Source organism: Methanooceanicella nereidis, assembly GCF_021023085.1.
Taxonomy (GTDB): domain Archaea; phylum Halobacteriota; class Methanocellia; order Methanocellales; family Methanocellaceae; genus Methanooceanicella; species Methanooceanicella nereidis.
Window position 1 is genome coordinate 16,547 of the sequence record NZ_PGCK01000012.1, and the last position, 22,825, is coordinate 39,371.

The window sequence follows — 22,825 nt, forward strand, 5'->3', positions numbered from 1 at the left end:
TAATTAATATTTTATATAATATATTGGAACAAAAGATCGGGATAGATGGGGGTAAACCAGAAAGTATTTAGGGATCAGGTGGTAATCGGTCGAAAGCTATATTTTGCAATTATAAATTATATATAGATATAAATTAGATATTAATTGCAATCTTTAAAAAATTTTGACATCTTTAATATGGCTGTTTCAAGCCGGATTAATTAAAAGTTGATACCAATTATCCAAAAACGCTAAAAGTATTTATCCTATGTAAGAAATTTAGTCGGTGAAAACAATCGGTGATTATAAGTGAGTGATGAGACGAAAACGGAAACCGTCAAGCAGGACGACCTGTGCGGTGGCCTTGAGTTCAACTCGACAAGCGAGATCGAGGTCCCGACAAAACTTATAGACCAGGTCATCGGGCAGGAACATGCGGTAGAGGTGATAAAAAAAGCTGCCAGTCAGCGCCGCCATGTCATGATGATCGGTACTCCGGGTACGGGTAAGTCCATGCTTGCGAAAGCAATGGCAGAGCTATTGCCAAAAGAAGAGCTTCAGGACGTTCTTATCTATCATAACCCCGAAGACGCCAACAACCCGAAGGTCAGGGTCGTTCCGGCAGGTAAGGGTAAACAGATCGTGAACGCACATAAGATGGAGGCGCAGAAAAACGCTCAGTTAAGAAATCTTATTATCGTACTCGCAATGCTGGGTATACTATTATTCGCATGGGTATATATGCGCGAGCAATTCATGTGGGCCATCATAGCAGTACTATTATTGTTACTCCTGTTAAGATACGTCACTCCAAAAGAAACGGCGATCACCCCTAAATTACTTGTATCAAATCAAGGAAAGACGACAGCACCCTTCATTGACGGCACAGGCGCACACGCAGGGGCGCTCCTCGGCGATGTCAGGCATGACCCGTTCCAGTCTGGCGGTCTTGAGACCCCGTCACATGACCGTGTTGAAGCAGGGGCTATCCATAAGTCGCATAAGGGTGTACTGTTCATCGATGAGATCAACACTCTCAGGATGGAGAGCCAGCAGCATCTGCTCACGGCAGTACAGGAAGGCAAGTTCTCCATAACAGGGCAGTCTGAGAGATCTTCGGGCGCGATGGTCAAGACCGACCCGGTACCATGTGACTTTATCATGGTGCTTGCGGGCAACCTTGATGCAATGGAAGGCATGCACCCCGCGCTGAGAAGCCGTATAAAGGGCTACGGTTACGAGCTGTTCATGGTGGACTCGATGGAAGACAACCTCGAGAACAGGAAGAAACTCGTAAGGTTCGTGGCGCAGGAGGTCATGAGAGACGGAAAGATCCCTCACTTTGACCGCGGCGCAGTGATGGAGGTCATCCATGAGGCAAAGCGCAGGGCTGGAAGAAAAGGTCATCTTACGTTAAAGCTGAGAGACCTCGGAGGCCTGGTCAGGGTGGCCGGGGACATCGCCCGCGCAGAGGGAGCCCAGACGACGACTGAAGACCATGTGTTGAAAGCAAAGAGGATATCCCGCTCCGTAGAGCAGCAGCTTGCGGACAACTACCTGGAGAGAAGGAAGGATTACAGGCTCTTCAAGGTAGAGGGAGAGGATGTCGGCCGCGTTAACGGGCTGGCAGTCATCGGAGGCGATTCGGGTATAGTATTACCGATAGTCGCCGAGGTCACGCCTGCAATGTCAAAGTCGGAAGGCCATGTTTATGCCACCGGTAAGCTTCAGGAGATCGCAAAGGAAGCTGTCCAGAACGTCAGCGCAATAATCAAGAAATTTACCGGACATGACATAGCCAGTATGGACGTGCACATACAGTTCGTCGGCTCGTATGAAGGCGTAGAGGGCGACAGCGCTTCAGTGTCGATAGCGACAGCGGTCATATCCGCGCTATCACAGATCCCTGTCGACCAGAGTGTGGCCATGACAGGCTCGCTTTCAGTCAGGGGCGAAGTGTTGCCGATAGGCGGTGCTACCTATAAGATAGAGGCGGCAGCGCTGGCAGGCATAAAGACGGTTCTCATACCGAAATCCAACATGGGGGACGTCCTTATCGAAGATGTCTACAAGGACCAGATTAAGATCATCCCGGTGACCAACATAGGCGAAGTCCTCGAATATGCGCTTACCGGCAAGACAAAACAGTCTTTTGTTGACAAGATCAAGAACTTTAGTGTGGATAAAATGGGCCTCGGAATATTCGACAAGGCACTGCCACACTAAATTTTTTATATTTTAGGACACTATAAGTGATAACATGCAAGAGTTCTATGACATTAGAGAACTCAACGGTTATACCACCACTATTGTGTATGACAACGGAGAGATCGACGAAATTTCCACTCATTATCTATCCGGGGCGGCTGTCAGGGCCCTCATAGGCGGCTCTTTCGGTTTCACCACGGTGGATGACCTTAACCGGGTGGACGAGGCTATCACTTCTTCTTTATCACTGGCAAGGAGGCTTAACAAGCTTAACCCCCGGCCAAAGATCGAGCTTGCTCCCAGGCCCGTCATAAAAAAAGAGGTCTATAAGGTAAAAAAGGACCCGATGAACTATAGCCTGGAGGATAAGCAGAGCATTCTTCGCTCGATAGAGCAGGCAATTAAGGAAAACGACAGCGGGGACATGATAAAAAGCACCCGCGTCAATTACGTCGAATCTTATTTTCACAGTAAATACCGCTCGTCGGAAGGGATGGAGCTAAGCTATGACGTAAGCCGCACCGGCTTTAGCGCCACGGCCGTTGCCAAAGATGGCGGCAACCTGCAGATGGGCAGGCGCAGTTACTTTAACGTGGGCGGATTTGAGATATTCGACCAGTGCGATCCTGTAAAGCTGGCGAAAGAGTCTACTGCAGAAGCTTTAGAGCTATTGAAGGCAAAGCCTTCCCCGGCAGGGCGCTATGACGTCATCCTTGATCCGGAGCTTGCCGGCGTATTCATACATGAGGCTGTCGGCCATGCGTCCGAAGCAGATACCGTCATGGAAGGCGACTCATGCCTTGAGGGTCAGATCGGGAACGTCATCGGCAGCGAGCTTGTGACAGTGCATGATGACCCGACGCTTTTACAATATGGCTATTATCCTTACGACAGCGAGGGTATACCGTCCCGGAAGACCACGATAATAGAGAAAGGTGTCATGAAAGCCTATCTGAACTCGAGGGAAACGGCACACAGGCTCGGCGGCTTACCCGGAAACGCAAGAGCCGGAGGGCTCGCGAGGCCTGTTGTAAGAATGAGCAATACGTTCATCGATAACGGCGATATGACAAAAGAAGAGGTATTCGAAGGCATCGACGGCATTTACCTTAAGGGCTCCCGCGGCGGCCAGGTTAATACGGGCGAGGGAGTTTTCCAGTTTAACGCCGTGATGGGCTATATCGTAAAGAACGGCGAAATAACGGCGCCCATCAGGGATGTCTCGCTTTCCGGTAATACGCTCAGGACGCTGAAGAGCATAGTCCGTGTAGGGGACGACCTTAAGTTCCACTCCGGCAGATGCGGAAAGGCAGGACAGGGCGTGTCGGTTGGCGACGGCTCACCGCACATACTCATTAAAGACGCGGTCGTCGGAGGGTCTTCGGAATGATGAACAGGATCAAAAAGCTCGTTAACATGGCCATAGCCCTTGGCGCGTCCGAGGCAGAGGTATACGGCTCTGTCGGCAGGAACGTCACTGTGGAGACACAGCATGGAGACATCGGCTTCGCAGAGGAAAGCATGTCGGAAGGGCTGGGTATAAGGGTCATAGCGGACGGCGCTATAGGTTACTCGTCGTCAAACGACCCTGCTAAGTATGAAGAGGCTGTCAGGGCCGCTATAGCATGCGCCAGATCAAGGGGTAAGGACCCCAATCTTAAAGGGCTCCCGCATCCGCGCCCGTACCGGAACGTGTACGGGATATATGACAGAGAGGTCGACGAGATCAAGCTGGACCGGTGCATGGATATCGCGGCAGGCATGGTCGAAGAGGCGAAGAAGGACAGGGCAGCTTCAGTTACCTTTGGCAAGTTCTCGAGCATCGTCTCGGAGACGATGATTGTCAACTCAAACGGCGTGGAGGTCGAGGATAAGGAAACGATGGTCTACGGCTATATCGATGTCATCATTAAAGAAGGGGATAACGTATCCACCGCTTTCGAATATGACGTATCGAGAGCTCTAAACCTTGATTTTTCAACTATCGGCTCAAAGGCTTCCGGGCTTGCGAGAAGGTCGCTTAACGCAGAGCCTGTAGAAAGCCATGTCACAGATGTGCTTCTCGGCCCTTACGCGTTCGCTGATATCATAGAGTCCACACTTTTATTCTCCGTTAATTCGGAGAGCGTCCAGAAGGGAAGATCCGGTCTTGCAGAGAAGATCGGACAGAAGATCGCGGCCGAGGGATTGACGATCATAGACGACGGCCTTCTGGAAAGCGGCCTGGGCAGCTCCAGGTCAGACGACGAAGGTACGCCGTCCCAGGAAACTGTGATCGTTAACGACGGCATACTTGAATCATTCCTTTATGACAACTACACTGCAGGAAAGGAGAACCGGGAATCAACAGGTAACGGCATACGCAACTCGTATACGATGACGCCAAAGGTGGGCCCCAGGAATATACGGTTCGAGTACCCCAGGTGTGACGTCATAAACGAGACAGACAAAGGCATCTACGTTAACTCGATAATCGGTGCGCATACCGCAAACCCGATCACAGGCGACTTCTCCGTCGAGTGCAGGAACGCGTTCACCGTTGAGGGCGGCGCGCTGGGCCGGCCTATAAAGTCCATGATGATAAGCGGTAACATATTTGACCTTCTCTCCAGGGTGGACGGGATGAGCAGGGAAGAAAAGGTCATAGGCGCGATAATATCGCCGACCGTAAAGATAAAGGGCATGCGCATAACTCCCGGAGCATGATCGTACGAAAGTGTCCCGGGCACATATCCTTATTTTTTTGAAAATAATTTTCTTAAAAATAAATAGACTCCAACAAATTTAAATCTTGATATAGTCTTCTAAGTATATTGGTAACAGGGTGTTTATATGAACTATAAAAGTTTGCTCGCATTGCTATCTGTATTAATGCTGGTGGCAATCAGTGGATGTACGGAAAGTGAGCAAGGCCCGTCTCCTGCGGCGTCATCTACGCCGGAGCCCACGATCAGCACGACACCAGTCCCGTCTCAGGGGCCGATAAGCATCGGCGTGATCAAAAGTAATCAGGTCTCGGTTGCAGATGTAAAGGTCGCATATAACCGCGGAAAAGAGCTTCAGGCAGAGGACTTCTCTATACTGCTTGTAAACAACGGTAATACCCCTGCCAGGAACACAGCGATATCCTTAAAGATCAGCGATGCACAGACTGCGCAATACTACTTCGGGGATCAGTTCCAGGTGGGCGAGATACCTCCCAATAGCAGTAAATGGGTAAACCTTACTACGATCTCCCATGATTATACTTTCTCGATAATGGTGGACATGGATGTCTACTGGGGAGACAACCTGGAGTTCAAGAACTCGTACAAAAAAGCTATGTCACTGGCGTTTGTCCCATGGACATAATTCTTTGATCTTTTTATTTTAATGAAGGGGATGTCTAATCTATTTTGCCGATAATAGCCCGCCTTTTTGGTTTTTCCTTCATCTGTTCCTGTTCATATATTTTATATACTAAAACCGTTTTTTAAGCAAGGACTTACTATGATCGTAAATCCTGAACCTAACAGGCGCCCCATGGATAAGGATGGCATCCGGGATCTTCTTGAAAGGGCTGAGACAGGCAGGCTGGCGACCATATCTCCGGACGGTACGCCTTACATAGTCCCTGTCCATTTTGTATTTGACGGCGAGCGCATATATTTCCATTGTGCTATGAAAGGTAAAAAGCTGGAGAATATATTAATAAACCCGTCTGTCTGCTTTGAGGCTGACGAACTGCTGGAGATCTTTATGAACGAAGAGACCCCGTGTTCTAACGACACATTTTACAGGAGCGTCATAGCTAAAGGGCTGGCATCCGTCGTGGACGATAATGAAAGGAAGCTTTATGCTCTGGGTTTACTGATGAATAAACATTCAAAGAGTGACAATACCTATAAATTTCCGATAAGATCTCTTGACGCTACCTGTATTGTAGAGATAACTGTTACAGAGATCAGCGGAAAGAAGCATGAGAGATAAATATCGAAGTTATCTTTTTAAGCCCTTTGAGCGCTTCGTGGTGGAAACTGGTGTACCTTATTCGCCTTTGTGGTTAGCTTGATCAATGATCATTCTGATAACTCTGGATAAAAGTGATAGCATGCGGAAAAATTTTGTCGCCATATAAAAAAATTTGCTTTAGAAACTAAGCATTTCAGTTCCTAAAGCTCTGTATCGGCGCCGGTATCCTTCCGCCGCGGCGCACGAATTTTGAAGATGAGAACTTGTTCAGGGGCATGACAGGGCTTCCACCCAAAAGGCCTCCGAATTCAACGTACTCGCCCTCTTTTCCTGCCGGTATGATACGTACTCCTGTAGTCTTATTGTTCACCATGCCTATTGCACACTCGTCTGCGATGATCGCCGATATTGTCTCAGGTGCGGTATCACCCGGAACTACGACCATGTCAAGCCCGACAGAGCATACGCTTGTCATGGCCTCCAGCTTGTCGATGTTTATCGCTCCCAGCTTCAAGGCTTCGACCATTCCGGCGTCCTCGCTGACCGGTATGAAAGCTCCGGACAGTCCGCCAGTGTACGAAGTAGCCATGGCGCCGCCTTTCTTGACCGCGTCTGTCAATAAAGCCAGAGCTGCAGTCGTGCCGTGAGTGCCGCATCTCTCAAGGCCCATGACCTCAAGGATATTGGCGACCGAATCGCCTTCTGCCGGGGTTGGTGCCAGCGACAGGTCCACTATGCCGAATTCGACGTTAAGCCTCTGCGCCATCTCTCTGCCGACAAGCTCTCCCATGCGAGTTATCTTGAACGATGTCCTCTTGATAGTCTCCGCAAGCTCTCCGAGGTCCGCGTCCTCCAGCTGCGTCAATACCGACCGCACGACACCCGGACCGGATATGCCGACGTTGATCACGGTCTCCGGCTCTCCCGGGCCGTGGAAAGCGCCTGCCATGAACGGGTTGTCAGGCGGGGCGTTTGAGAATACAACAAGCTTGGCACAGCCCAGCGGATCTATTGCCGCCGTCTTTTTGATCACATGGCCCATCAGGAGTATGGCGTCCATGTTGATGCCACTCTTCGTGGTCGCCACGTTAACCGAGCCGCATACCCTGTCCGTGGAAGTTAGCGCATATGGTATAGAGTTAATGAGGATGGTGTCACCCATAGTGAAGCCTTTTGAGACGAGCGACGAATATCCTCCGATAAAATCGATCCCAAGTTTTTTAGCCGATGAATCCAGTGTTTTAGCGACTTTCACCGCTCCGTCTATCGCCTCTTCCTCTTCGGCGTCGGCCAGAGGGGTGTCTATAAGCTGGGCGATGGGTGTCACCGAGATGCGCTTATTGACGATAGGGATGCCGAACTTTGCCTCAACGGCTTTTGCCTCCGGGACAAGCTTTTCTGCACGGGTGGTGATCGTCTCATAAATATTTTCACACATCTTATCGATGTCTTTATCGATGCATCCCCTCAGGTTAATGCCCATCGTCACGGTACGAATATCCAGGTGCTGGGCCTGGATCATCCGGACCGTCTCAAGTATCTCGTCTATTGAGTATATCATTCCGGCTTACACCCTGTGCATGTACTTGAAAATGTTTTCATGCTGTACGGCGATCTGGACTCCCTGCTCTCTGCCGACCTCGGCCATCCTGTCCTGGAGCTTTGCCAGGTCGTGGTCGGTTATGTCGGCTATGAGGATCATGGTGAACAGGCCCTGCACAATGGTCTGGCTTAAGTCCTCGATGTTAACGTCGAGGTCTGCTAGCGCCTTAGTTACGGCTGCTATGATTCCCGGGTGATCTATACCGTTCACGGTTATAACTGCTCTTTCTTTTTGCATACTATCCCCTTGATGATGAAATTAAAGCTATTTTTTCGCCAGCGATATGTACCTTGTCAGGCTTTTATGTATGCGCTGGGCGTGTGTCTCTATCACAATAAATCCCGCTTCTTTTAATAGTTTTTCCATAGGCTCCTTACATATCACTACGGTATACCTTCCCTCTTTAAGCGCGCGGTACATTTCCCTGAGCGCATTCCTGTAAAACACTTCCAGGGATTCGGCGGCTATAGGTGTGGATACGCCGTATGGGAAGTCGGTGACTATCGCGTCTACAGAACCGGTTTTTATCCCCATGTTCAAAGAATCCTCTTTGATGACATGATAGTTCGTCCCGTAGTGCCTGAGGTTTTTCCTGGTGCCGTAGACCATCTTTTTCTGGATGTCACAGCCCACGACCTTTATGTCATGGCTGATAAGCCCGGCTTCGACAAGCGTTCCTCCGGTGCCGGAGAACGGGTCGAGCATCCATCCTTCCGTGATGCGGCTCATATTCACTACAGCCCTGGAAATACGGGGCATCAATACGCCGGGCAAGAAAAACGGTTTCTTCAGCGGGGCCCGTTCGTCATACTGTGCCCTGTCTATCGCTCTTATAAGCCTGCCGAAAATGCAGCGGTCTTCGGTGATCAAAGCCCTGAGCACTGCATCGGGTTGTGTGAGATTCACAGGGTATCCCCTGTGCCAGAAAACGGCGCCGAGCTTTCTTTCGAAGTCTGCGGTTATGCTGCCGTAATTCTTGATGCGGTTCACTCTTACGACGAACGTTTCTCCTTCTTTTAGCTTTATGTCCGCGGTTTGAGCTTCTTTTAAGATATCTTCCGCATCATTCTTGCAGTCGAGGATGATCTCAAGTATGTTATGAGTGAGCGCTAAACGGTCCGCGAGGGCATTCACGTCCGAATCCGTATCCATTATAATCACCTGGTCATAGCTTTTTATGATGTCATAATGCCATCCGTAAGCCTCAATGCATGCTATGATCTCGCTTTTCGGCAGCGTTTCATGCTCGCCTGAAAGCTCGAATACGAGACGTCTCATCTTACTGTCGTCCATGCTCATTCAATTCCGCTTTATTTCCTCCCCTCTAAATACCGTTCTCTAATATTACCTTTTGTATGACAGATAGTATGCTCGCGCAAAAGATTATTACCTGCAAGGGTTTACCACATAAACGATATGGACAGGAGAGCGCCAGGATCCGTAAAATATCTTTCATGGCTATTGATAGGCATGCTCTCCGTTTTCTTCGCGGAGGTCATGTCCGGTTCTTACCTGTTCCCATACTTTACGGTATGGGGGATCCTGGTGGTAATGCCCTTGTACACGTTGCATACGCTGGTGTTTGCCCATGTGGTGTTCAATTATGGAAAGCCCCGTCTTTACACACTTTTTCTTGCAGGTGTGATCTTCGGGCTGTACGAAGCATATATCACTAAAGTCCTCTGGAACCCTCCGTGGGGCGCGTCATTATTCGCGGGCGGCGTGGCGATAATAGAGCTGGCGGTAATAGCTATGTGGTGGCACCCGTTCATGGCCTTTATAGCGCCTTTATTTGTATCTGAGAATGTCCTGTCAAAGTCGAAAGATATATTCAAAGGGCTTCCTGCAATGGTCCAGAGATTATGTGATACTAAAAAGAAGGTATACATCTTACTGGCTCTGTTTGTCATATTCTTCGGTCTTGTCCAGAGCGCAAATTCGCCTTCCCCCATTCACTCTCTGGCTTCCGTCATTTTGGGCGGAGGCGCTATCATGGCCCTGTTGTGGATATACAGGAGTAAGACCTCCGGGCTTGAATATTCATTAAAAGAGCTTCTTCCTGATAAAAAGGAGTTCGTTGTGCTGCTGGCAGCACTCCTTTTATTTTATGCCATGACCGGAATAGTGTTGAGGCCGGAAGCTTTACCCGGTATCGGTCCACAGCTTTTGATACTGTTGATATATGCGGTAATGTTCGCGCTTCTCTATCTTAGCCTCAAGAAGTCTAAAAAGATCGAACCGGTAAAAACTGTCGGCTTACCCGTCGGCTTCTCATGGAAACTATTAGCCGTACTGACAGTATCCTTCGCTCTCGTATCTGCTATAGGGAACGTCTTACATATCGGCCTTATCTCAATTTTGCTGGCCTGGCTGTTGTGGGGTATAACAGGCATCATCATGATGATCTTATCCGCAAGGGATGCGATCGGCAGAGTATCCTGAATGCTATCTTCAATAAAAGATATTTACCAGTAGCATATATTAACGGATGATGTTGAAGAGAGTGCGAGTCATAGCTGACTACCAGTTCGGAAAAGGCGCAGGAGAAGCCTTATTCCCTGATAACGTTAAGTTCATTTTATCCAGGACCGGCCGCGTAAGGCAGATAATTGACGGCGATAAGCGTGTCGCCACCGTAAGGGCAAACGACGGATTTCTGATCCTGAGCACATATGGCGGGCAAAAACTAAAAGAGGTCCTGCCATTCCCGCAAAAGCGCGTCATCATGAACGACGACGCAGCGCCTTTCGTAGCAAAGGGTAAGACGGCATTCGCAAAGTTCGTTCTTGACTGCGACCCGGAGATCAGGGCGCTGGAAGAGGTTCTTTTAGTGGATAAAGATGATAATCTGCTTGGGACCGGGCAGGCCCGGCTTTCCGCGCAGGAAATGAAGGACTTTAACAAGGGCACTGCTGTTATCGTAAGATACGGCGTCAAAGGAAAAGAGATGGGCGAAGAGCCATCTGAATAATTTTCTTTTTTCTATTTTTGCAGCTTTAATTTGTATCACCTATATTTGAGGCTTAGGCCTTAACCGATCTTGAGAGAAGCTATATTTAAATCTCTTCCGTTGCATATGACTGGTGATATAATGAAGAAGCCTATGGTATTCGAGGGCATCGTTGTCGCGTTAATTATAGTGCTCATGTTCGTCATGTTAGTGGTAGTGATGACGAGTGACCGGGTATCAGTCGAGAAGTGGGGTACGGCCGGTGATATGCCCATATCGTTCATGTCGCTTGCAGAAGACGGGCTTTATGCTTTTAGTGACAAAAGCGTCAGCTTCCTGGACAGAAACGGCGAAGTCAAATGGATCTACACAGTTCCCGAAGGATGGTCATTGATAACCGAAAGGAATGTCATATACAGAAATAGGTATGATTGCGAACTTGAAAAGCCCGTTCCTGTATTTGACACGGATAACGGGACGCTTTACCTGTATGCCATAAAAGGTGAAAAGACCCTGGTGGGAGAAAACATCACGCATCCATTATTACCCTATTTTACTTCGGTAGGAGAGGAGCCTGAACGGTTAAACAAGAAACTCATAGCTCTTGATGTTGATGGTAACTTGATCTGGGAACACGGCATAGAAGAATTTAGAGACCCATTCGACATCGAGAGAATATTTGTTAAGAACGGCAGGGTATACTTCCATCACTTATATAACGAAACGGTTTTTGACCGTAACGGTTCGGTCATATTCCACATAGAAGGGGTTTCCGACCCTGTTGCCGTTGATGAGAATGACAATATCTTCCTGATAAAAGGCGAGACACGATACATTTATAGCGACGGCACATGGCAAAATATGTCTATAGGGGAAATCTCTCAACCAACGGCTAAGGATTACGCCCTGTATCTTGAATACAAAGTACCTTCCGACGTCATAGAGTCATACGGGCCGGATGGCAGACTATTATGGGCTAAGGACATCAAGGAATACGTTGAAAAACAGTATCAACCTATAGGGCATATACAAAGGCAGTACGTCAGCGGTAATATAAGAAACAGGTATGGCAGCATGCCGGTATATGACCATGGCAATGTCTATGTCTTTACCGATCACGGGATCTATGCCCTGAATACTAATGGCACCCTGGAATGGAAGAAGTCATTTTACCCGCAATACATCTTTTTACTCGATGCTATGCCATTTGATATGGACGGTAATATATACTTTAAAAAATCCTATGACAAAATCAATACTTACTATCCTGCTATAGAAATGATATCGTCCGACGGAAAGGAAATCTCTTCTTCCAGACTGTATGTCTCAGATTTAATTACCATGCCAGGAGAAGACGTTGCTTTTAATAATGATTCCCTGGGGGGCAAAGACGGTATTATCTATCTGGCTAATTATGATTTCACGGATAGCGATGGCAGTGAAGATTTAGTTACTGTAAAGATAACTGCATATGACCTTAAGAATGACAGCGTATCGTGGGCTTTCAAAATGCCTGTCTATGGAAAAAAGATCGCCACATTCGATTTTACGACCGGACACGACTTATTCTCAAATGATATCTCAAGCGGCCATTTCTGGGAGAAATGCTTCCCTGAAAACGTAACAAAGTTTTGGGCTGTTACAGCGAACGCTATACCCGGCGACGATGTAGTCTATATCCATATGAATTCATTATCGGGAGAGTGGCCGCTGGTTCCCGGTAAGTCTGAGATCGCATACTCGACCGGGATGGCTGCGGTCGGTATGGATGGCAGGATGATATGGTACAGGTCGATAGGATCGCCCCTAGGATATGCTGTTGTGAATAATAGTACGATATACTACAACATGCAAAACGAGGGAAAAATATTCGCTTCGAGTATTAACCTGGCGGCAGGGGTCACCATTGCCGCTCTTTTTTACGTTTTTATTCGTTTCTTTTTCATAGGCGCTGTTTCACGTGCCAGGGACAGGCTTGGAAAGAATGAGAACCGTAATCTTATCCTGGATTATATCATAAAGAATCCTGGTTCAACGTTAAGCGATATGTCAAGCGGGCTTAACATGAACCTTGGTACGGTTCGTTATCATCTGATGATACTTTCTATCAATCACCGGATAGTTACTCACCGGGCAGATTCAAAATACGTGAGATACTTCAAGAACTCTGATTCGTATACTGACGAAGAGCAAATGATAGCCTCACTCTTAAAAAGATATAAAATGAAAAAGATACTCGAATTAATAATTAAGCACCCCGGAATATCCAATGCAGAGATCTCTCGTGCTATGGATATTTCCGAAAGCGCCGTGAGTAAGTCAATGAAAGTCCTGTATACAAAAGAACTGGTAGCTAAAATGCCTCTTGAAGGAAATGCTACCTCTTATATTCTAAATGAAAAGTATAAGGAAAAAATATCAAGTATGATAGAAAGCTCAAATAGCGAATAAGGGCATACTATCGCCAGATTTTTTACTAATTGCAGGATTATCTTCCGTATTTCCCTATCAGTTCCCCGGCCGCCAGCACATGCCTTTCCATCGCGTCCATCACCGATCTCTTCGAAGCTCCTGATGAAAGGTCCAGCTTCGTGTCAAGCGCATACACCTTGAAGTAATACCTGTGCGGCTTTCCTGCAGGCGGGCACGGTCCACCATAGCCGACCTTTCCGAAATCTGTCATTCCGTGTATGGCACCGTTATCGAGCTTTTCTATCTTCGGGACGTTCTCCTGCAGGGATGTCACGTCAGACGGAATGTTAAACAGCACCCAGTGAGTGAAGGTACGTCCCGGCGCATCCGGGTCATCGGCTATCAGCACAAAAGACTCAGTCCCTTCGGGGACGCCGCTCCACGAAAGCTGCGGGGATATGTCTGTGCCGTCACACGTATATTTTTCAGGTATCGTCTCGCCATTCTTAAAGACAGGGCTTGTGATAGTTAAGTTCATTACAGCTTGCTTCATGCTCATGTTATCCTGTTCCTCCACCAGATCATTTTGGCCGCCAGGCAAAAATTTCGGCAGCATATAGATGGCCGCCGCTATCAGGATCACAAATATAATGGACTTCAATATCTCGTCTCTGTCCAACCTGGTCACCTTGCCGGACTGGCACTTAACGATTTAGATTTAGAGAAAATAATATAACTAAATTATCCGCGCTTTTCCCATGAATATTTTATTTAGGCCACATAATATGGGCTCTTCGTTGTTTTTGAGATATTATTTTAAGGTTAGTACTTTCGGATGGCAGGTAGACACCTAACCTCACAGAACCACGGAACCACAAAATTTTTTATATGATTTTTTAAGGTCACGAAATCTCAAAGGTTCACTCACAAAAACCACAAATGCTCTAGTATCACCGTCAACGCACTAAAGTCTCAAATGCCCGGCTTAATGCTCGAAGTGCTCTAAGTCACCAACGCTAAAACAATGCCCGAACATTCTCCAAAACACAAAAGTTTAATATCCCGGTTTGTGTACCCCTGATCTATCAACAAGAATAATATCGATCGCTAAACGTCAACGGTGCAGTTAAACTTTAGTGGTTTGGAGAATGTTCGGGCATTGTTTTAGCGTTGGTGACTTAGAGAGGTTAGTGCGTTGAGCCGAGCGTTAGGGATATTAGAGCATTGACGGTGATACTAGAGCCCTTCGTGATTTAGTGAGTAAGATTTTGGGGTCTTTGAGCCCTTAAAAAATCATAAAAAAATTTTTTGTGGTTCTGTGTTTCTGTGAGGTTACGTGTCTGCCTGCCATCCGACAGGAACAACCTAAACACATCATCTCAAAGCAGATGAATAAAATATGTAAATCAGGTCGTTTTACCTGCTATAGGTACCCGTCAGCTCGACATCATCGATGACGTGGCCTTTCAGCGCATGCATGACATCGTCTTTAGTCGCTCCCGGCGACAGGTCTAACTTTGTGTCAATAGCATAAAGCCTGAAATAATATTCGTGCTGCTTTCCCGGAGGCGGGCGGGGCCCGGTATAGCCGATGTCCCCGAAGTCATTTTTTCCCTGGATGGCGCCATTGTCTAATTTGTCCTGCGCAGTGAAGCTCTCGGGAATACCTCTTGTATCAGGCGGCAGGTTGAATAATACCCAGTGTGTGATAGTGCCGTTGGGAGCATCGGCGTCATCCATGATCATGACAAGTGACTCGGTCTCTTCAGGAACGCCTTTCCACTTCAACGGCGGCGATATGTCAGAACCCTGGCATGTGTACTGCGGCGGTATCATTTCACCGTTCTGGAATGCCGGACTGGTGAAATTTAAGCTTTTCGACCCGGGGTCGTTCGGGATTATCGCCATCCCGTCTGACGATATTTGCTGGCATACGATCACGGTCCCATAAACTGCGGCCACCGCGATAATCGCCATGATCAGGGCGGTATCTAATTTCAATAATGTACCTTCTAATATTGTTTTTGGAATTTTATCTATATGTTGTATCGTGAATTTTTCTTTCGTTTTATTTATGCTTGCTCTGTCTTATCAATAAATAAGGCAGGAATAAATACTTTCAGCATTGATTTGGCAGATAATTTAAAGAAAATTCATAATCGATAAAAAATCGGATAACATTGGCAATATTTCATTATTGTGATATAAAGCTTAAATAGGCTTACTTTTACATCTCTTATGGAATGACAATGAATGGTAAAAGGCTATACGCCTCAAAGATAATGGGTGCGATCAATATCGGGCTTGGGACTGGTAAAAAGATCTCCGCGAGATCAAGGAACATACCCGGTAAGGCCGGACAGACTGCCTTTAAAAATTATCTATCTGCAAGGCAAAATGGGCTTAAGGCATGATATGAACCACACCTCCATTAGATTAAAGAACACCTCATAGCTTTATCCTCCTCTTATGTTCTCATCATGCCTTGCCAATCTCACTTATATATTGCTTTTAAAGATGTAAAATGTGTTCATCGCTTACTTACTCAAGTTTAGCGTTTGTGAGAGAAACTATATTTTAACCCTTTCATATGTTGAATGGGGTATTGATGAAAAAGGGCATCCTGTTCGAGACCACCTGGTCGGCTGTCTCCGTCGATCCAACGCTGCTTGTAGTCAAGCCTCAAGAATTCGACCCATGGAACCCATTATTTATCGCCGTGATACTCTTTGGATTAGTGTGCCTGGCTGTAGAATATTACGCTCTTAAAAAATGGCTATGATAGTGATATTGTAAGAATGTTGCATTTTTATATCTATGATCTCAAAGCTTTTCTTAAAAAGGCGTTGAGTTCTTTGAGATGAAAATGCATAATGCTCACATACAACGTAAAGTCCGGCATCGGTACGATCTATTCGACAATGATCTTGAGTCTCAATAAATAAAAGACATTAAAAAAGATAAAAAGGAGTCAGCATCACTTAAGGCTCGTGACGCTTATCTCCATAGGCTTTAACGATTTGGCCGCAGTTATGAGCATTTCCTTATACTCTTCCACGTCCGTATTGTAGTGCTCCGTCGCCATCGCGACATCGCCGTTCTCGCCAGACTTCAGGGCTTTAAGCCTCTCAGCCGTAGCATCTATCGTATCGGCTACCCAGAGATCTCTTGTAGCCTCGTCGACGGGCAGGATCATCTCGGCCCTGATAGATGTATAGAAGTCCCCTTCCGGGGTTATGTAGACCCTTGGCTTTCCGATGACCGCGACGAACGAAGGCACGTCGATGTCGGAGAATTGCTGGGCCGCCTCCGGCTGATACTGGCCTGCATACACGACGAATGAACCTGTCGGGTCCGCCACCCTGCCTCTCCAGTTCTCAGACTCTTCGCCTATGTCGTTCTTTTCTATCAGCGTGCCTACGACAAACACCCTGTTACACTTTGCGCCTGTAGGCGTAAGCATATATGTCGGGGCATACTGGTCGTCGTTCTCCTTGTATGCCTTGTTGGACGCGTTAAACTCTTTAGCGAACAGGCGCTTTGCGACCTCTCTTGCCATCGGCATTTATATCGCCTCCACTTTCTTGACGATGGAGTCTACGTCTATGTCCCTCTTTGCCGGAGACATCTCTTTGACTATAAGATTGCGGCTTCCGAGTACCGGCCCTTTTACCGTGTAATACTTTCCAAGCATGATGCGCTTGATCTCGTCAAAGACCACTCCAGGGTCGACTGCGTCCATGGCCATCTTCTTGGCGGTCTTAACGTCTATGTCAGTCATCTTGTAAGTGATCTCCTGGTTCATGATGATCTCCTGCGCTATGTGGCCGTTATCCAGAATGGCCTTAACGCGGAGGTCGTATTCGCCTTCCTGTTTACCATGGTCGACGCAAGCGCCTTTAACGAGCGTGCGGTTGCATTCGGGGCATCTCTTAATAAGGCCGCTGCCGTCCTGTATGTCAACTATGGCTCCTGTGAATGTCGTGTCATTATCCGCCACCTCGACATCCTCCGTCGGCACTACCGAGCTGGTCTTGTTTAACTTAACCGAGAATCTGCCCTGCCATGAGTCGGTGACTAAATTCTTGAATATGTAGCTCTTGTCTTCCTCCAGCATCGGAAGGTCTGACTTGGTGAAGCTGACGAACTTTATAGTCCCTGTATCGTCGCCCAATAGCCCTATCTGTGATATTGACTTGTTATCATTTTCCCATAACTGGACCACTTTAGCCTTAAGGGATACCCACATCCCGTCTTTGATTATGTCCTTGATCTTGACCGTGGCCGAGTCGCTGCCGGTCTGCGGACGCTGCAGTTTCAAGTCCCTGGTATACTGGTTAAAAACAGTCCTCTTCGCTTCTTCCTCCGGGACCTTGTACTGGTTTATAAGTGTGTCCAGCTTCGATTCGATCTCCTTCAGGGGCACCTCTGCGCCCATCTCGGAGAACCTGCTCCTTAATTCCTTTGCTAATTCCTTTACCATTTCCAATTCCTCAAGTCTCCTGTTTATCTCTCTGGGAGACAATGTACAATATATTTGAATACTATATAAACAAATTTGAAGCGCGGTGAAAGTAATATTTTTAATGTGTATTTCGGATTACATGAATTTATTTTTCATTTTATTGATAATAATGCTTTTAGAATAACAATCATTTTTTTAACTGCTAAGAGCACTAAGGCAAATAAGGCACACTGGCTTTAACCACAAAGCGCACAAGGGCGAATAAGGTCCACAGATTTTTTTAAGTATATGATAAACCTTCTAAAAAAGTCCTTTGTGTAACCTTGAGCCCTTAGAGCGCTTTATGGTGAAAAATGGTGTTCCTTGTTCGCCTTTGTGTGCTTTGTGGTGAAAAAGCCTGTGCCCTTAGTTGCCTTTGTGAAGGATTTGCGGTGAAAAGTAGCGTATTCAAATACCTTTTAGCGTGCAGATGGCTTTTCCGCGTTCCCGGCAGAGGTATCCTAAAATTATTTATATCTACTATACACAATTACGCGCTTAATGAGCATAAAGTATCAGGCCGGATCGAAAATACAGGCGGTGATAGACGCTTTAAAGAAGGAGTATCCTGAAGCGGCGATACAGACACTTAGCCATGACTTCGATTCGTATGACATGATACTTGAGCATGACTCAATGGTGCTCATCATCGGCATCAAACTGACGAGAGCGACCTCTAAGACCGTGTTTAAGCTATTACTATATGCAAAGGCTGTCGCTCAAAGATACTCGGGGAAAAAGGTAGTCATCAAGCTTTACGCTCCTTCAATATTGCCTGAAGCAGAAACTGCATTAAGGAAGTCAGGCGGGATCTTTCAGAAACTGGGCACTGTGAAGCCTAGAGGCAAGGCTTCAGATACGGTCAAGATATGCTCTCCCGGATCATGGAAAGTAGTATGCTATTTTATTAAGAACGAAGAGTCCACCATGAACCAGGCATCGGTGAATACGGGCGTATCGTACCCATGGGCTCGTGCAGTCATAAAAAAACTGATTGAGCTGGGAGCTTTTGAAGAGAAGGGGAAAAAAGTAAGGCTTGCAAACATCGATGAGCTTTTTAAGGCCGTCGCATGGGAAAGGCCGATAAGCAGCCTTAAAGGTGTTGAGTTCAAAAGCGCGTTCCATGATGAGCAGGAAGCGCTACGTGAAATATTTTGCAATATAGAGGGCATAATCCCGCGTTCGGCATGCGCCCTGTATACCGCGGCCGACCTGTATCTCGAGGGCAGGGCAAGCGGAGGGTGCGTTCAGATGTATGCCGACGAAAATTCCGCCCTTGTCATAAAAAGCATGCTGGGAGAAGGGGACGGCGTCATATTTCAGATATATTATCCTGACCGAGACTTCGGGGATGAACTTTATTCAATAGACGATATACATGTGGTATCTATGGAGCAGACTATACTAGACCTCGCAGGTCTGGGCATAGCCGGCTCTGATGCTGCAAAGGTGATGGCCAGGCAATATCGTAATGCCAGCGAATAAAGAATAAAAAAGAGTTTAAAACTTAAGCTTTTTAAACTCTTCAATGTCGTATGCGAGCCTGCCCAGTTCTTCGTCCGTGATCTCCACACGGTTCTTTATAACTCTAAGTTCTGCGTTGAGCTGCTTTATTCTTGCATACATGATGTACATTATGATAAAGCATATAACAAAACCAACCGATAGCAGCCCTATGATCAATTCCAGGAACATCTCGTTCATTATTAAATCCCTCCGAATAACGATCTCGCAAGCCTGTCAATGAAGCCTTCTTTCTTAGCTGTGCTCGATTCTTCGAGCGACACCTTGGATCCGGTGAGCTTTGCCGCAAGCCTCTTATATGCCAGGGATGCCGGGCTGTCCGGATATTTTATTACGACAGGGGTCTTGAACGCTGCCGCTCTTCTGACATGAGCGTCGTCCGGCACTACCTCCAGCACCTTCACGCCCATGATATCACCGATCTTCTGGCTTGTAAGTTCCGTTTTTTCAGCAGATGCCCTGTTAAGAACGATGCCTCCGACCGTGCCGCCCACCATTTCGGTAAGCACTTTAGTCTTAACCGCATCGGCCATTGAAGAAAGCTCAGGGTTCACTACCAGTAGCACCTCATCAGCGATCGCCAGCGGGATCACCCCATCCTTACTTATACCTGCCGGCGCATCGATGAGTATAAAATCAGCTCCCGAGACCAGTTTGCTCATTACGAACTGAAGCCTGTCAGGGTCGGCGTTCTGGAATCCCTGGAGCGATATGCCGCTCGGCACGACCTTCAATCCTGTCGGGAGTTCATATATGGCCTGGGAAATATCTGCTTTTCCAGCGAGGACTTCGTGCAGGGTTATCTTACTCCTTTCAAGTCCTAGTACCAATCCCAGGTTTGCCATTCCGATATCCGCATCTAATATTATGGTCCTATTTCCTAAAAGCGCCAGCGAGGTACCCAGGTTGACCGTCGTCATCGTCTTACCTGTGCCACCTTTACCGGAGGCGATAGTATATACCTTTGTCATTCCATTCACCCTTTTATGTTCTTATAACCCCACCACGAAATAAATGATCATGATTAATTACTTGCTTAGCAGCGCGAGATTTATCATACTTTTAATCTCATGACGCCCATACCTTATATCTTTATTTTTCAATGACTCTATAAATGACCCTATCTGGTCTTCTGACGGATAGTCATATTTTTCGAGGAATCTTTCTATCTCCTCAAGGACTTTTTCTCTATCCTTTCTCTTTCTGTCCTCAATCCCTAAATATATTTTTTCTAATACAGTATTCTCTTCGAAACAATATCCCTTATTCTTCAAATACCTTGTGAAGTCCATAATATCCAGGCTTGAGGGTTCATTCTGCCGTTTTATGAAATCGCTTATCTCCATGTCCAGCGTAAGTTCGGCTTTCGGTGCTTCAGGTAGGGGGCTTGCTTCACTTACCGGGATCAAATTTGCCGGCGGCTCAATATTTACACTGGGCGTCGTATGGGTCACTACGGTCTGCGGTTCATTTTCCTGCGACCTTTCAGGACCCATTTTTCCCATGGCCATACGTATCTTACGGGCCTCTGTTATGAGGCTCATGATCTCGTCCCCATCCGTTTGCAGGATCCTGGCGAACTTTTCGATGTTAACATCATCAGAGATGTCGGAGGGAATAGATGCAGCCTCACTGACGATGCTCATCATATCGTCCATATCTTTCTCCTGCACAATATTGTTTTCATATTTTTCAGATGCTATGCTGAATATTGATGAAGCTTGATCTTTATCGAATATTTCGTGAAGGAGATCATTTATATTGGCCATATCCGGCTCACCTTCACGGGATATCATCTCAAGGACCCTGCTTTCCCCTCCGGCACTCAGATACCGGTTCAATCCGTCCTCCTTTGCGACATCCTTTACCGTTTCCTTCAGTATGACCTCGAAGTTTTTCAATACTATACCCCCCTAATGCTTCTTTTTCCCGCCGTTGATCAGAAGATGCGTCAGTTCCAGCTTTTTTAAGATCTCGTCCACACTGTTGGCGAAATCTTTCTCTACCCTTTTTACCAGCGCAACATCGTCATCATAAGTATCGATCTCTATATCGTCCTCGACCACCTTTCTTTCTAATTCCGCGTTTTCCAGTATGGCTTTTGCAGATACGCCTATTGTACGCCGGCCTTCCGACGCCATGTTATACATGGTTTGCTGTGTCGCCTTATTTTCCGGCACCTGTCCGGAACCTATCAGAATGTCCGGGTACATTCTTAAAACCGAGTTAATGACATGTTCTTCAATGCGATAGATCTCAAGATCTCCGCCAGCATCGATTATCCGGTCGAATAGCTCACGTCCCCTGTGATGCTCTGAATAAGCCGCCTCCACATTGCCATTTAATAATATTATATGATATTCCTTGTATCCAGCCCCGTTTTTCTCGAAAAATATGATATGTCCGGCATCTATCCGCCTTTCATCCAGATATGACCGCAAGCTCGGTACGCTCTCGGCCTTGATGAACTGGCCCCTTATTTCCGGCATCCCCGCCCTCTTGCCGGGGACTGCCTGTGTATTTGTTTTTACGGCTTCCTGTCTCTGGTTTTTTACCGCCGGCATCCCATCTCTGGAAATCTCCGTCTTTTGGGATGCAGCCGGCTGGCTCGTTTTTACCGGTATCCTGAACTCTTTGCAGGCGTCATTCATGAGCTGGATCTGGCTCTGGTTAAGGCTGCAAAGCTCGATAATAGCGTCTTCGTTCTCCGTGATCTTCGATGTGAACTCAAGTTCAGGGTCAGGAAGCTCTTTCTTGCCATTGGATCCCATGGATATTACGGGTTTTCCGGAATCGTATACGACCACCCCTTCGAGAATCTCGCCGGAACCGATGATAGATACCCTGAGGTACCCGTTGAACTTCTCAACGAGAAATGACTCGTTGATATCTTTCAGGGATCTTGGTCCCTTTTCACTATTTACCAGTGTTCCACGAGGCAGCCACATACTGTATTACACATCTTTTACGTTCATCTGGGCGTTTTTGATCATAAGCCTGACAAGACCCAGGTTAACGTCCTTGCCGGCAAGGACGCACAGGAACATATCGCTTATAGGGGCGATTACCACCTTATACTGGGGTGTCTCCAGTATTATCTGATCGGTCTTTCCGAGCTGTAGCTCCTCAGTGATCTTCATTCCGGCACGCACCATGTCTTCGGTCGCTACGGCTATATGCTCAAAGTCTACGTGGCTTCCATTTTGAAATATCGGAAATCCGTCGGCCACGAGTGCTGTGGCCGTGACTCCCGGCGCTGAGGAGATATTCGATAACAGCATATCGAAAAGGCCTTCTCCTTTGGCCGAACTCGATTCCCTGGACTCTTCCTCCATTATCGACCTTAGTTCCTCGGTCTTTTTCTGGATATCGCTTTTTATCAGAGATTCCGGATAAGTCCTGACGATAAGGTCCACTTCGACATCGTTGCAGGAATATATCTCCGAGACAGTGTCGGTCAGCGTCATCATTCGCTCAAGAGCGTTCATCTGGTATAGCTTGATGTTCTGTACGGAGTATGCAGATGCCGTTATGTTACCGTCTTCCAGAAGTATGAAACCATCGGACATCCTTGTGCCCTCGGCTTTATACACTTTGATGAAGCCTTTGAAGTCCCGGGAGTATTCTCTGATCACCTCCGGGACTGGCTTTTTCGATTCCGCTATAAAATTACCATTCGGAAGCTTCAAATCCT

23 protein-coding genes are annotated in these 22,825 nt (G+C 47.1%); 11 read left to right on the forward strand and 12 right to left on the reverse strand.

Annotated elements, in window-relative coordinates; translation table 11 throughout:
• Window positions 1-288: 288 nt before the first annotated feature.
• From lonB to CUJ83_RS13130, 5 genes are all read left to right on the forward strand, one after another.
• Window positions 289-2,205 (forward strand): ATP-dependent protease LonB, encoded by a 1,917-nt coding sequence (lonB, locus tag CUJ83_RS13110; RefSeq protein WP_230742777.1) that lies wholly within the window; start codon window positions 289-291, stop codon window positions 2,203-2,205.
• A gap of 34 nt (window positions 2,206-2,239) precedes the next feature.
• Window positions 2,240-3,577, forward strand: a complete 1,338-nt coding sequence (locus CUJ83_RS13115; RefSeq protein WP_230742778.1) for a TldD/PmbA family protein — start codon at window positions 2,240-2,242, stop codon at window positions 3,575-3,577.
• Complete coding sequence (locus tag CUJ83_RS13120) at window positions 3,574-4,893, forward strand: TldD/PmbA family protein (protein WP_230742779.1); 1,320 nt, start codon at window positions 3,574-3,576, stop codon at window positions 4,891-4,893. The genes CUJ83_RS13115 and CUJ83_RS13120 overlap by 4 nt, the downstream gene beginning before the upstream one ends.
• A gap of 126 nt (window positions 4,894-5,019) precedes the next feature.
• Window positions 5,020-5,538, forward strand: a complete 519-nt coding sequence (locus CUJ83_RS13125) for a hypothetical protein (RefSeq protein ID WP_230742780.1) — start codon at window positions 5,020-5,022, stop codon at window positions 5,536-5,538.
• A 138-nt stretch (window positions 5,539-5,676) separates the two neighbouring features.
• The gene (locus tag CUJ83_RS13130) at window positions 5,677-6,156 is read left to right on the forward strand and encodes a pyridoxamine 5'-phosphate oxidase family protein (protein ID WP_230742781.1); all 480 of its coding nucleotides are present in this window, start codon (window positions 5,677-5,679) and stop codon (window positions 6,154-6,156) included.
• Between the two features lie 175 nt (window positions 6,157-6,331).
• Here CUJ83_RS13130 and CUJ83_RS13135 read toward each other — a convergent pair whose 3' ends face one another.
• From CUJ83_RS13135 to CUJ83_RS13145, 3 genes are read right to left on the reverse strand one after another with little or no spacing between them, the layout of a single operon-like run.
• Window positions 6,332-7,699, reverse strand: coding sequence for a PFL family protein (locus tag CUJ83_RS13135; protein WP_230742782.1), 1,368 nt, complete (start codon window positions 7,697-7,699; stop codon window positions 6,332-6,334).
• Window positions 7,700-7,705: 6 nt separating this feature from the next.
• A complete protein-coding gene (locus CUJ83_RS13140) occupies window positions 7,706-7,978 on the reverse strand; it encodes an ACT domain-containing protein (protein WP_230742783.1) in 273 nt (90 codons plus the stop codon).
• Window positions 7,979-8,005: 27 nt separating this feature from the next.
• Window positions 8,006-9,040 carry a methyltransferase domain-containing protein gene (locus CUJ83_RS13145; protein WP_230742784.1) on the reverse strand — a complete coding sequence of 345 codons (1,035 nt, stop codon included), beginning with the start codon at window positions 9,038-9,040 and terminating at the stop codon, window positions 8,006-8,008.
• A gap of 117 nt (window positions 9,041-9,157) precedes the next feature.
• Between CUJ83_RS13145 and CUJ83_RS13150 the strand changes: the two genes are divergently transcribed.
• The 3 genes from CUJ83_RS13150 (at window position 9,158) to CUJ83_RS13160 (ending at window position 13,142) form a co-directional block, all read left to right on the forward strand.
• Entirely contained in the window at window positions 9,158-10,183 is a 1,026-nt protein-coding gene (locus CUJ83_RS13150) for an AF_0692 family protein (protein ID WP_230742785.1), read from the forward strand.
• A gap of 46 nt (window positions 10,184-10,229) precedes the next feature.
• Window positions 10,230-10,712, forward strand: coding sequence for a PUA domain-containing protein (locus tag CUJ83_RS13155; RefSeq protein ID WP_230742786.1), 483 nt, complete (start codon window positions 10,230-10,232; stop codon window positions 10,710-10,712).
• Between the two features lie 120 nt (window positions 10,713-10,832).
• Window positions 10,833-13,142, forward strand: coding sequence for a winged helix-turn-helix transcriptional regulator (locus tag CUJ83_RS13160; RefSeq protein ID WP_230742787.1), 2,310 nt, complete (start codon window positions 10,833-10,835; stop codon window positions 13,140-13,142).
• A 37-nt stretch (window positions 13,143-13,179) separates the two neighbouring features.
• Here the strand turns inward: CUJ83_RS13160 and CUJ83_RS13165 are convergent, their stop codons facing one another.
• Both CUJ83_RS13165 and CUJ83_RS13170 read right to left on the reverse strand, forming a co-directional pair.
• Entirely contained in the window at window positions 13,180-13,782 is a 603-nt protein-coding gene (locus tag CUJ83_RS13165) for a YbhB/YbcL family Raf kinase inhibitor-like protein (protein WP_230742788.1), read from the reverse strand.
• A gap of 737 nt (window positions 13,783-14,519) precedes the next feature.
• Window positions 14,520-15,104, reverse strand: coding sequence for a YbhB/YbcL family Raf kinase inhibitor-like protein (locus CUJ83_RS13170; RefSeq protein ID WP_230742789.1), 585 nt, complete (start codon window positions 15,102-15,104; stop codon window positions 14,520-14,522).
• A 242-nt stretch (window positions 15,105-15,346) separates the two neighbouring features.
• On the opposite strand from CUJ83_RS13170, the gene CUJ83_RS13175 reads away from it, so the two are divergent.
• Window positions 15,347-15,517 carry a hypothetical protein gene (locus CUJ83_RS13175; RefSeq protein WP_230742790.1) on the forward strand — a complete coding sequence of 57 codons (171 nt, stop codon included), beginning with the start codon at window positions 15,347-15,349 and terminating at the stop codon, window positions 15,515-15,517.
• Window positions 15,518-15,711: 194 nt separating this feature from the next.
• Window positions 15,712-15,885, forward strand: a complete 174-nt coding sequence (locus tag CUJ83_RS13180) for a hypothetical protein (RefSeq protein WP_230742791.1) — start codon at window positions 15,712-15,714, stop codon at window positions 15,883-15,885.
• 195 nt (window positions 15,886-16,080) lie between these two features.
• On the opposite strand, the gene CUJ83_RS13185 is transcribed toward CUJ83_RS13180, so the two are convergent.
• Window positions 16,081-16,668, reverse strand: a complete 588-nt coding sequence (locus tag CUJ83_RS13185) for an RPA family protein (protein ID WP_230742792.1) — start codon at window positions 16,666-16,668, stop codon at window positions 16,081-16,083.
• On the reverse strand, window positions 16,669-17,586 hold the full coding sequence (locus tag CUJ83_RS13190; protein WP_230742793.1) for a replication factor A: 918 nt from the start codon (window positions 17,584-17,586) through the stop codon (window positions 16,669-16,671).
• A 522-nt stretch (window positions 17,587-18,108) separates the two neighbouring features.
• On the opposite strand from CUJ83_RS13190, the gene CUJ83_RS13195 reads away from it, so the two are divergent.
• Complete coding sequence (locus CUJ83_RS13195) at window positions 18,109-19,092, forward strand: hypothetical protein (protein WP_230742794.1); 984 nt, start codon at window positions 18,109-18,111, stop codon at window positions 19,090-19,092.
• Between the two features lie 15 nt (window positions 19,093-19,107).
• Here CUJ83_RS13195 and CUJ83_RS13200 read toward each other — a convergent pair whose 3' ends face one another.
• Genes CUJ83_RS13200 through CUJ83_RS13220 form a run of 5 tightly spaced genes read right to left on the reverse strand, consistent with a single transcriptional unit; the run spans window position 19,108 to window position 22,820 of the window.
• The gene (locus CUJ83_RS13200) at window positions 19,108-19,311 is read right to left on the reverse strand and encodes a hypothetical protein (protein ID WP_230742795.1); all 204 of its coding nucleotides are present in this window, start codon (window positions 19,309-19,311) and stop codon (window positions 19,108-19,110) included.
• Between the two features lie 2 nt (window positions 19,312-19,313).
• Window positions 19,314-20,102, reverse strand: a complete 789-nt coding sequence (gene minD / locus CUJ83_RS13205; protein WP_230742796.1) for a cell division ATPase MinD — start codon at window positions 20,100-20,102, stop codon at window positions 19,314-19,316.
• A 57-nt stretch (window positions 20,103-20,159) separates the two neighbouring features.
• Window positions 20,160-21,032, reverse strand: coding sequence for a hypothetical protein (locus CUJ83_RS13210; protein WP_230742797.1), 873 nt, complete (start codon window positions 21,030-21,032; stop codon window positions 20,160-20,162).
• Between the two features lie 12 nt (window positions 21,033-21,044).
• Complete coding sequence (locus tag CUJ83_RS13215) at window positions 21,045-22,079, reverse strand: DUF2226 domain-containing protein (RefSeq protein WP_230742798.1); 1,035 nt, start codon at window positions 22,077-22,079, stop codon at window positions 21,045-21,047.
• A 6-nt stretch (window positions 22,080-22,085) separates the two neighbouring features.
• The gene (locus CUJ83_RS13220) at window positions 22,086-22,820 is read right to left on the reverse strand and encodes a roadblock/LC7 domain-containing protein (protein WP_230742799.1); all 735 of its coding nucleotides are present in this window, start codon (window positions 22,818-22,820) and stop codon (window positions 22,086-22,088) included.
• Window positions 22,821-22,825: the final 5 nt, after the last annotated feature.

Excerpts from the sequence above, each read along its gene's own strand:
- CUJ83_RS13115 (WP_230742778.1), top strand. The coding sequence starts at position 2,240 with ATGCAAGAGTTCTATGACATTAGAGAACTCAACGGTTATACCACCACT.
- CUJ83_RS13120 (WP_230742779.1), top strand. The coding sequence starts at position 3,574 with ATGATGAACAGGATCAAAAAGCTCGTTAACATGGCCATAGCCCTTGGC.
- CUJ83_RS13125 (WP_230742780.1), top strand. The coding sequence starts at position 5,020 with ATGAACTATAAAAGTTTGCTCGCATTGCTATCTGTATTAATGCTGGTG.
- CUJ83_RS13130 (WP_230742781.1), top strand. The coding sequence starts at position 5,677 with ATGATCGTAAATCCTGAACCTAACAGGCGCCCCATGGATAAGGATGGC.
- CUJ83_RS13135 (WP_230742782.1), bottom strand. The coding sequence starts at position 7,699 with ATGATATACTCAATAGACGAGATACTTGAGACGGTCCGGATGATCCAG.
- CUJ83_RS13140 (WP_230742783.1), bottom strand. The coding sequence starts at position 7,978 with ATGCAAAAAGAAAGAGCAGTTATAACCGTGAACGGTATAGATCACCCG.
- CUJ83_RS13145 (WP_230742784.1), bottom strand. The coding sequence starts at position 9,040 with ATGAGCATGGACGACAGTAAGATGAGACGTCTCGTATTCGAGCTTTCA.
- CUJ83_RS13150 (WP_230742785.1), top strand. The coding sequence starts at position 9,158 with ATGGACAGGAGAGCGCCAGGATCCGTAAAATATCTTTCATGGCTATTG.
- CUJ83_RS13155 (WP_230742786.1), top strand. The coding sequence starts at position 10,230 with ATGATGTTGAAGAGAGTGCGAGTCATAGCTGACTACCAGTTCGGAAAA.
- CUJ83_RS13160 (WP_230742787.1), top strand. The coding sequence starts at position 10,833 with ATGAAGAAGCCTATGGTATTCGAGGGCATCGTTGTCGCGTTAATTATA.
- CUJ83_RS13175 (WP_230742790.1), top strand. The coding sequence starts at position 15,347 with ATGACAATGAATGGTAAAAGGCTATACGCCTCAAAGATAATGGGTGCG.
- CUJ83_RS13180 (WP_230742791.1), top strand. The coding sequence starts at position 15,712 with ATGAAAAAGGGCATCCTGTTCGAGACCACCTGGTCGGCTGTCTCCGTC.
- CUJ83_RS13185 (WP_230742792.1), bottom strand. The coding sequence starts at position 16,668 with ATGCCGATGGCAAGAGAGGTCGCAAAGCGCCTGTTCGCTAAAGAGTTT.
- CUJ83_RS13190 (WP_230742793.1), bottom strand. The coding sequence starts at position 17,586 with ATGGTAAAGGAATTAGCAAAGGAATTAAGGAGCAGGTTCTCCGAGATG.
- CUJ83_RS13195 (WP_230742794.1), top strand. The coding sequence starts at position 18,109 with ATGAGCATAAAGTATCAGGCCGGATCGAAAATACAGGCGGTGATAGAC.
- CUJ83_RS13200 (WP_230742795.1), bottom strand. The coding sequence starts at position 19,311 with ATGAACGAGATGTTCCTGGAATTGATCATAGGGCTGCTATCGGTTGGT.
- minD (WP_230742796.1), bottom strand. The coding sequence starts at position 20,102 with ATGACAAAGGTATATACTATCGCCTCCGGTAAAGGTGGCACAGGTAAG.
- CUJ83_RS13215 (WP_230742798.1), bottom strand. The coding sequence starts at position 22,079 with ATGTGGCTGCCTCGTGGAACACTGGTAAATAGTGAAAAGGGACCAAGA.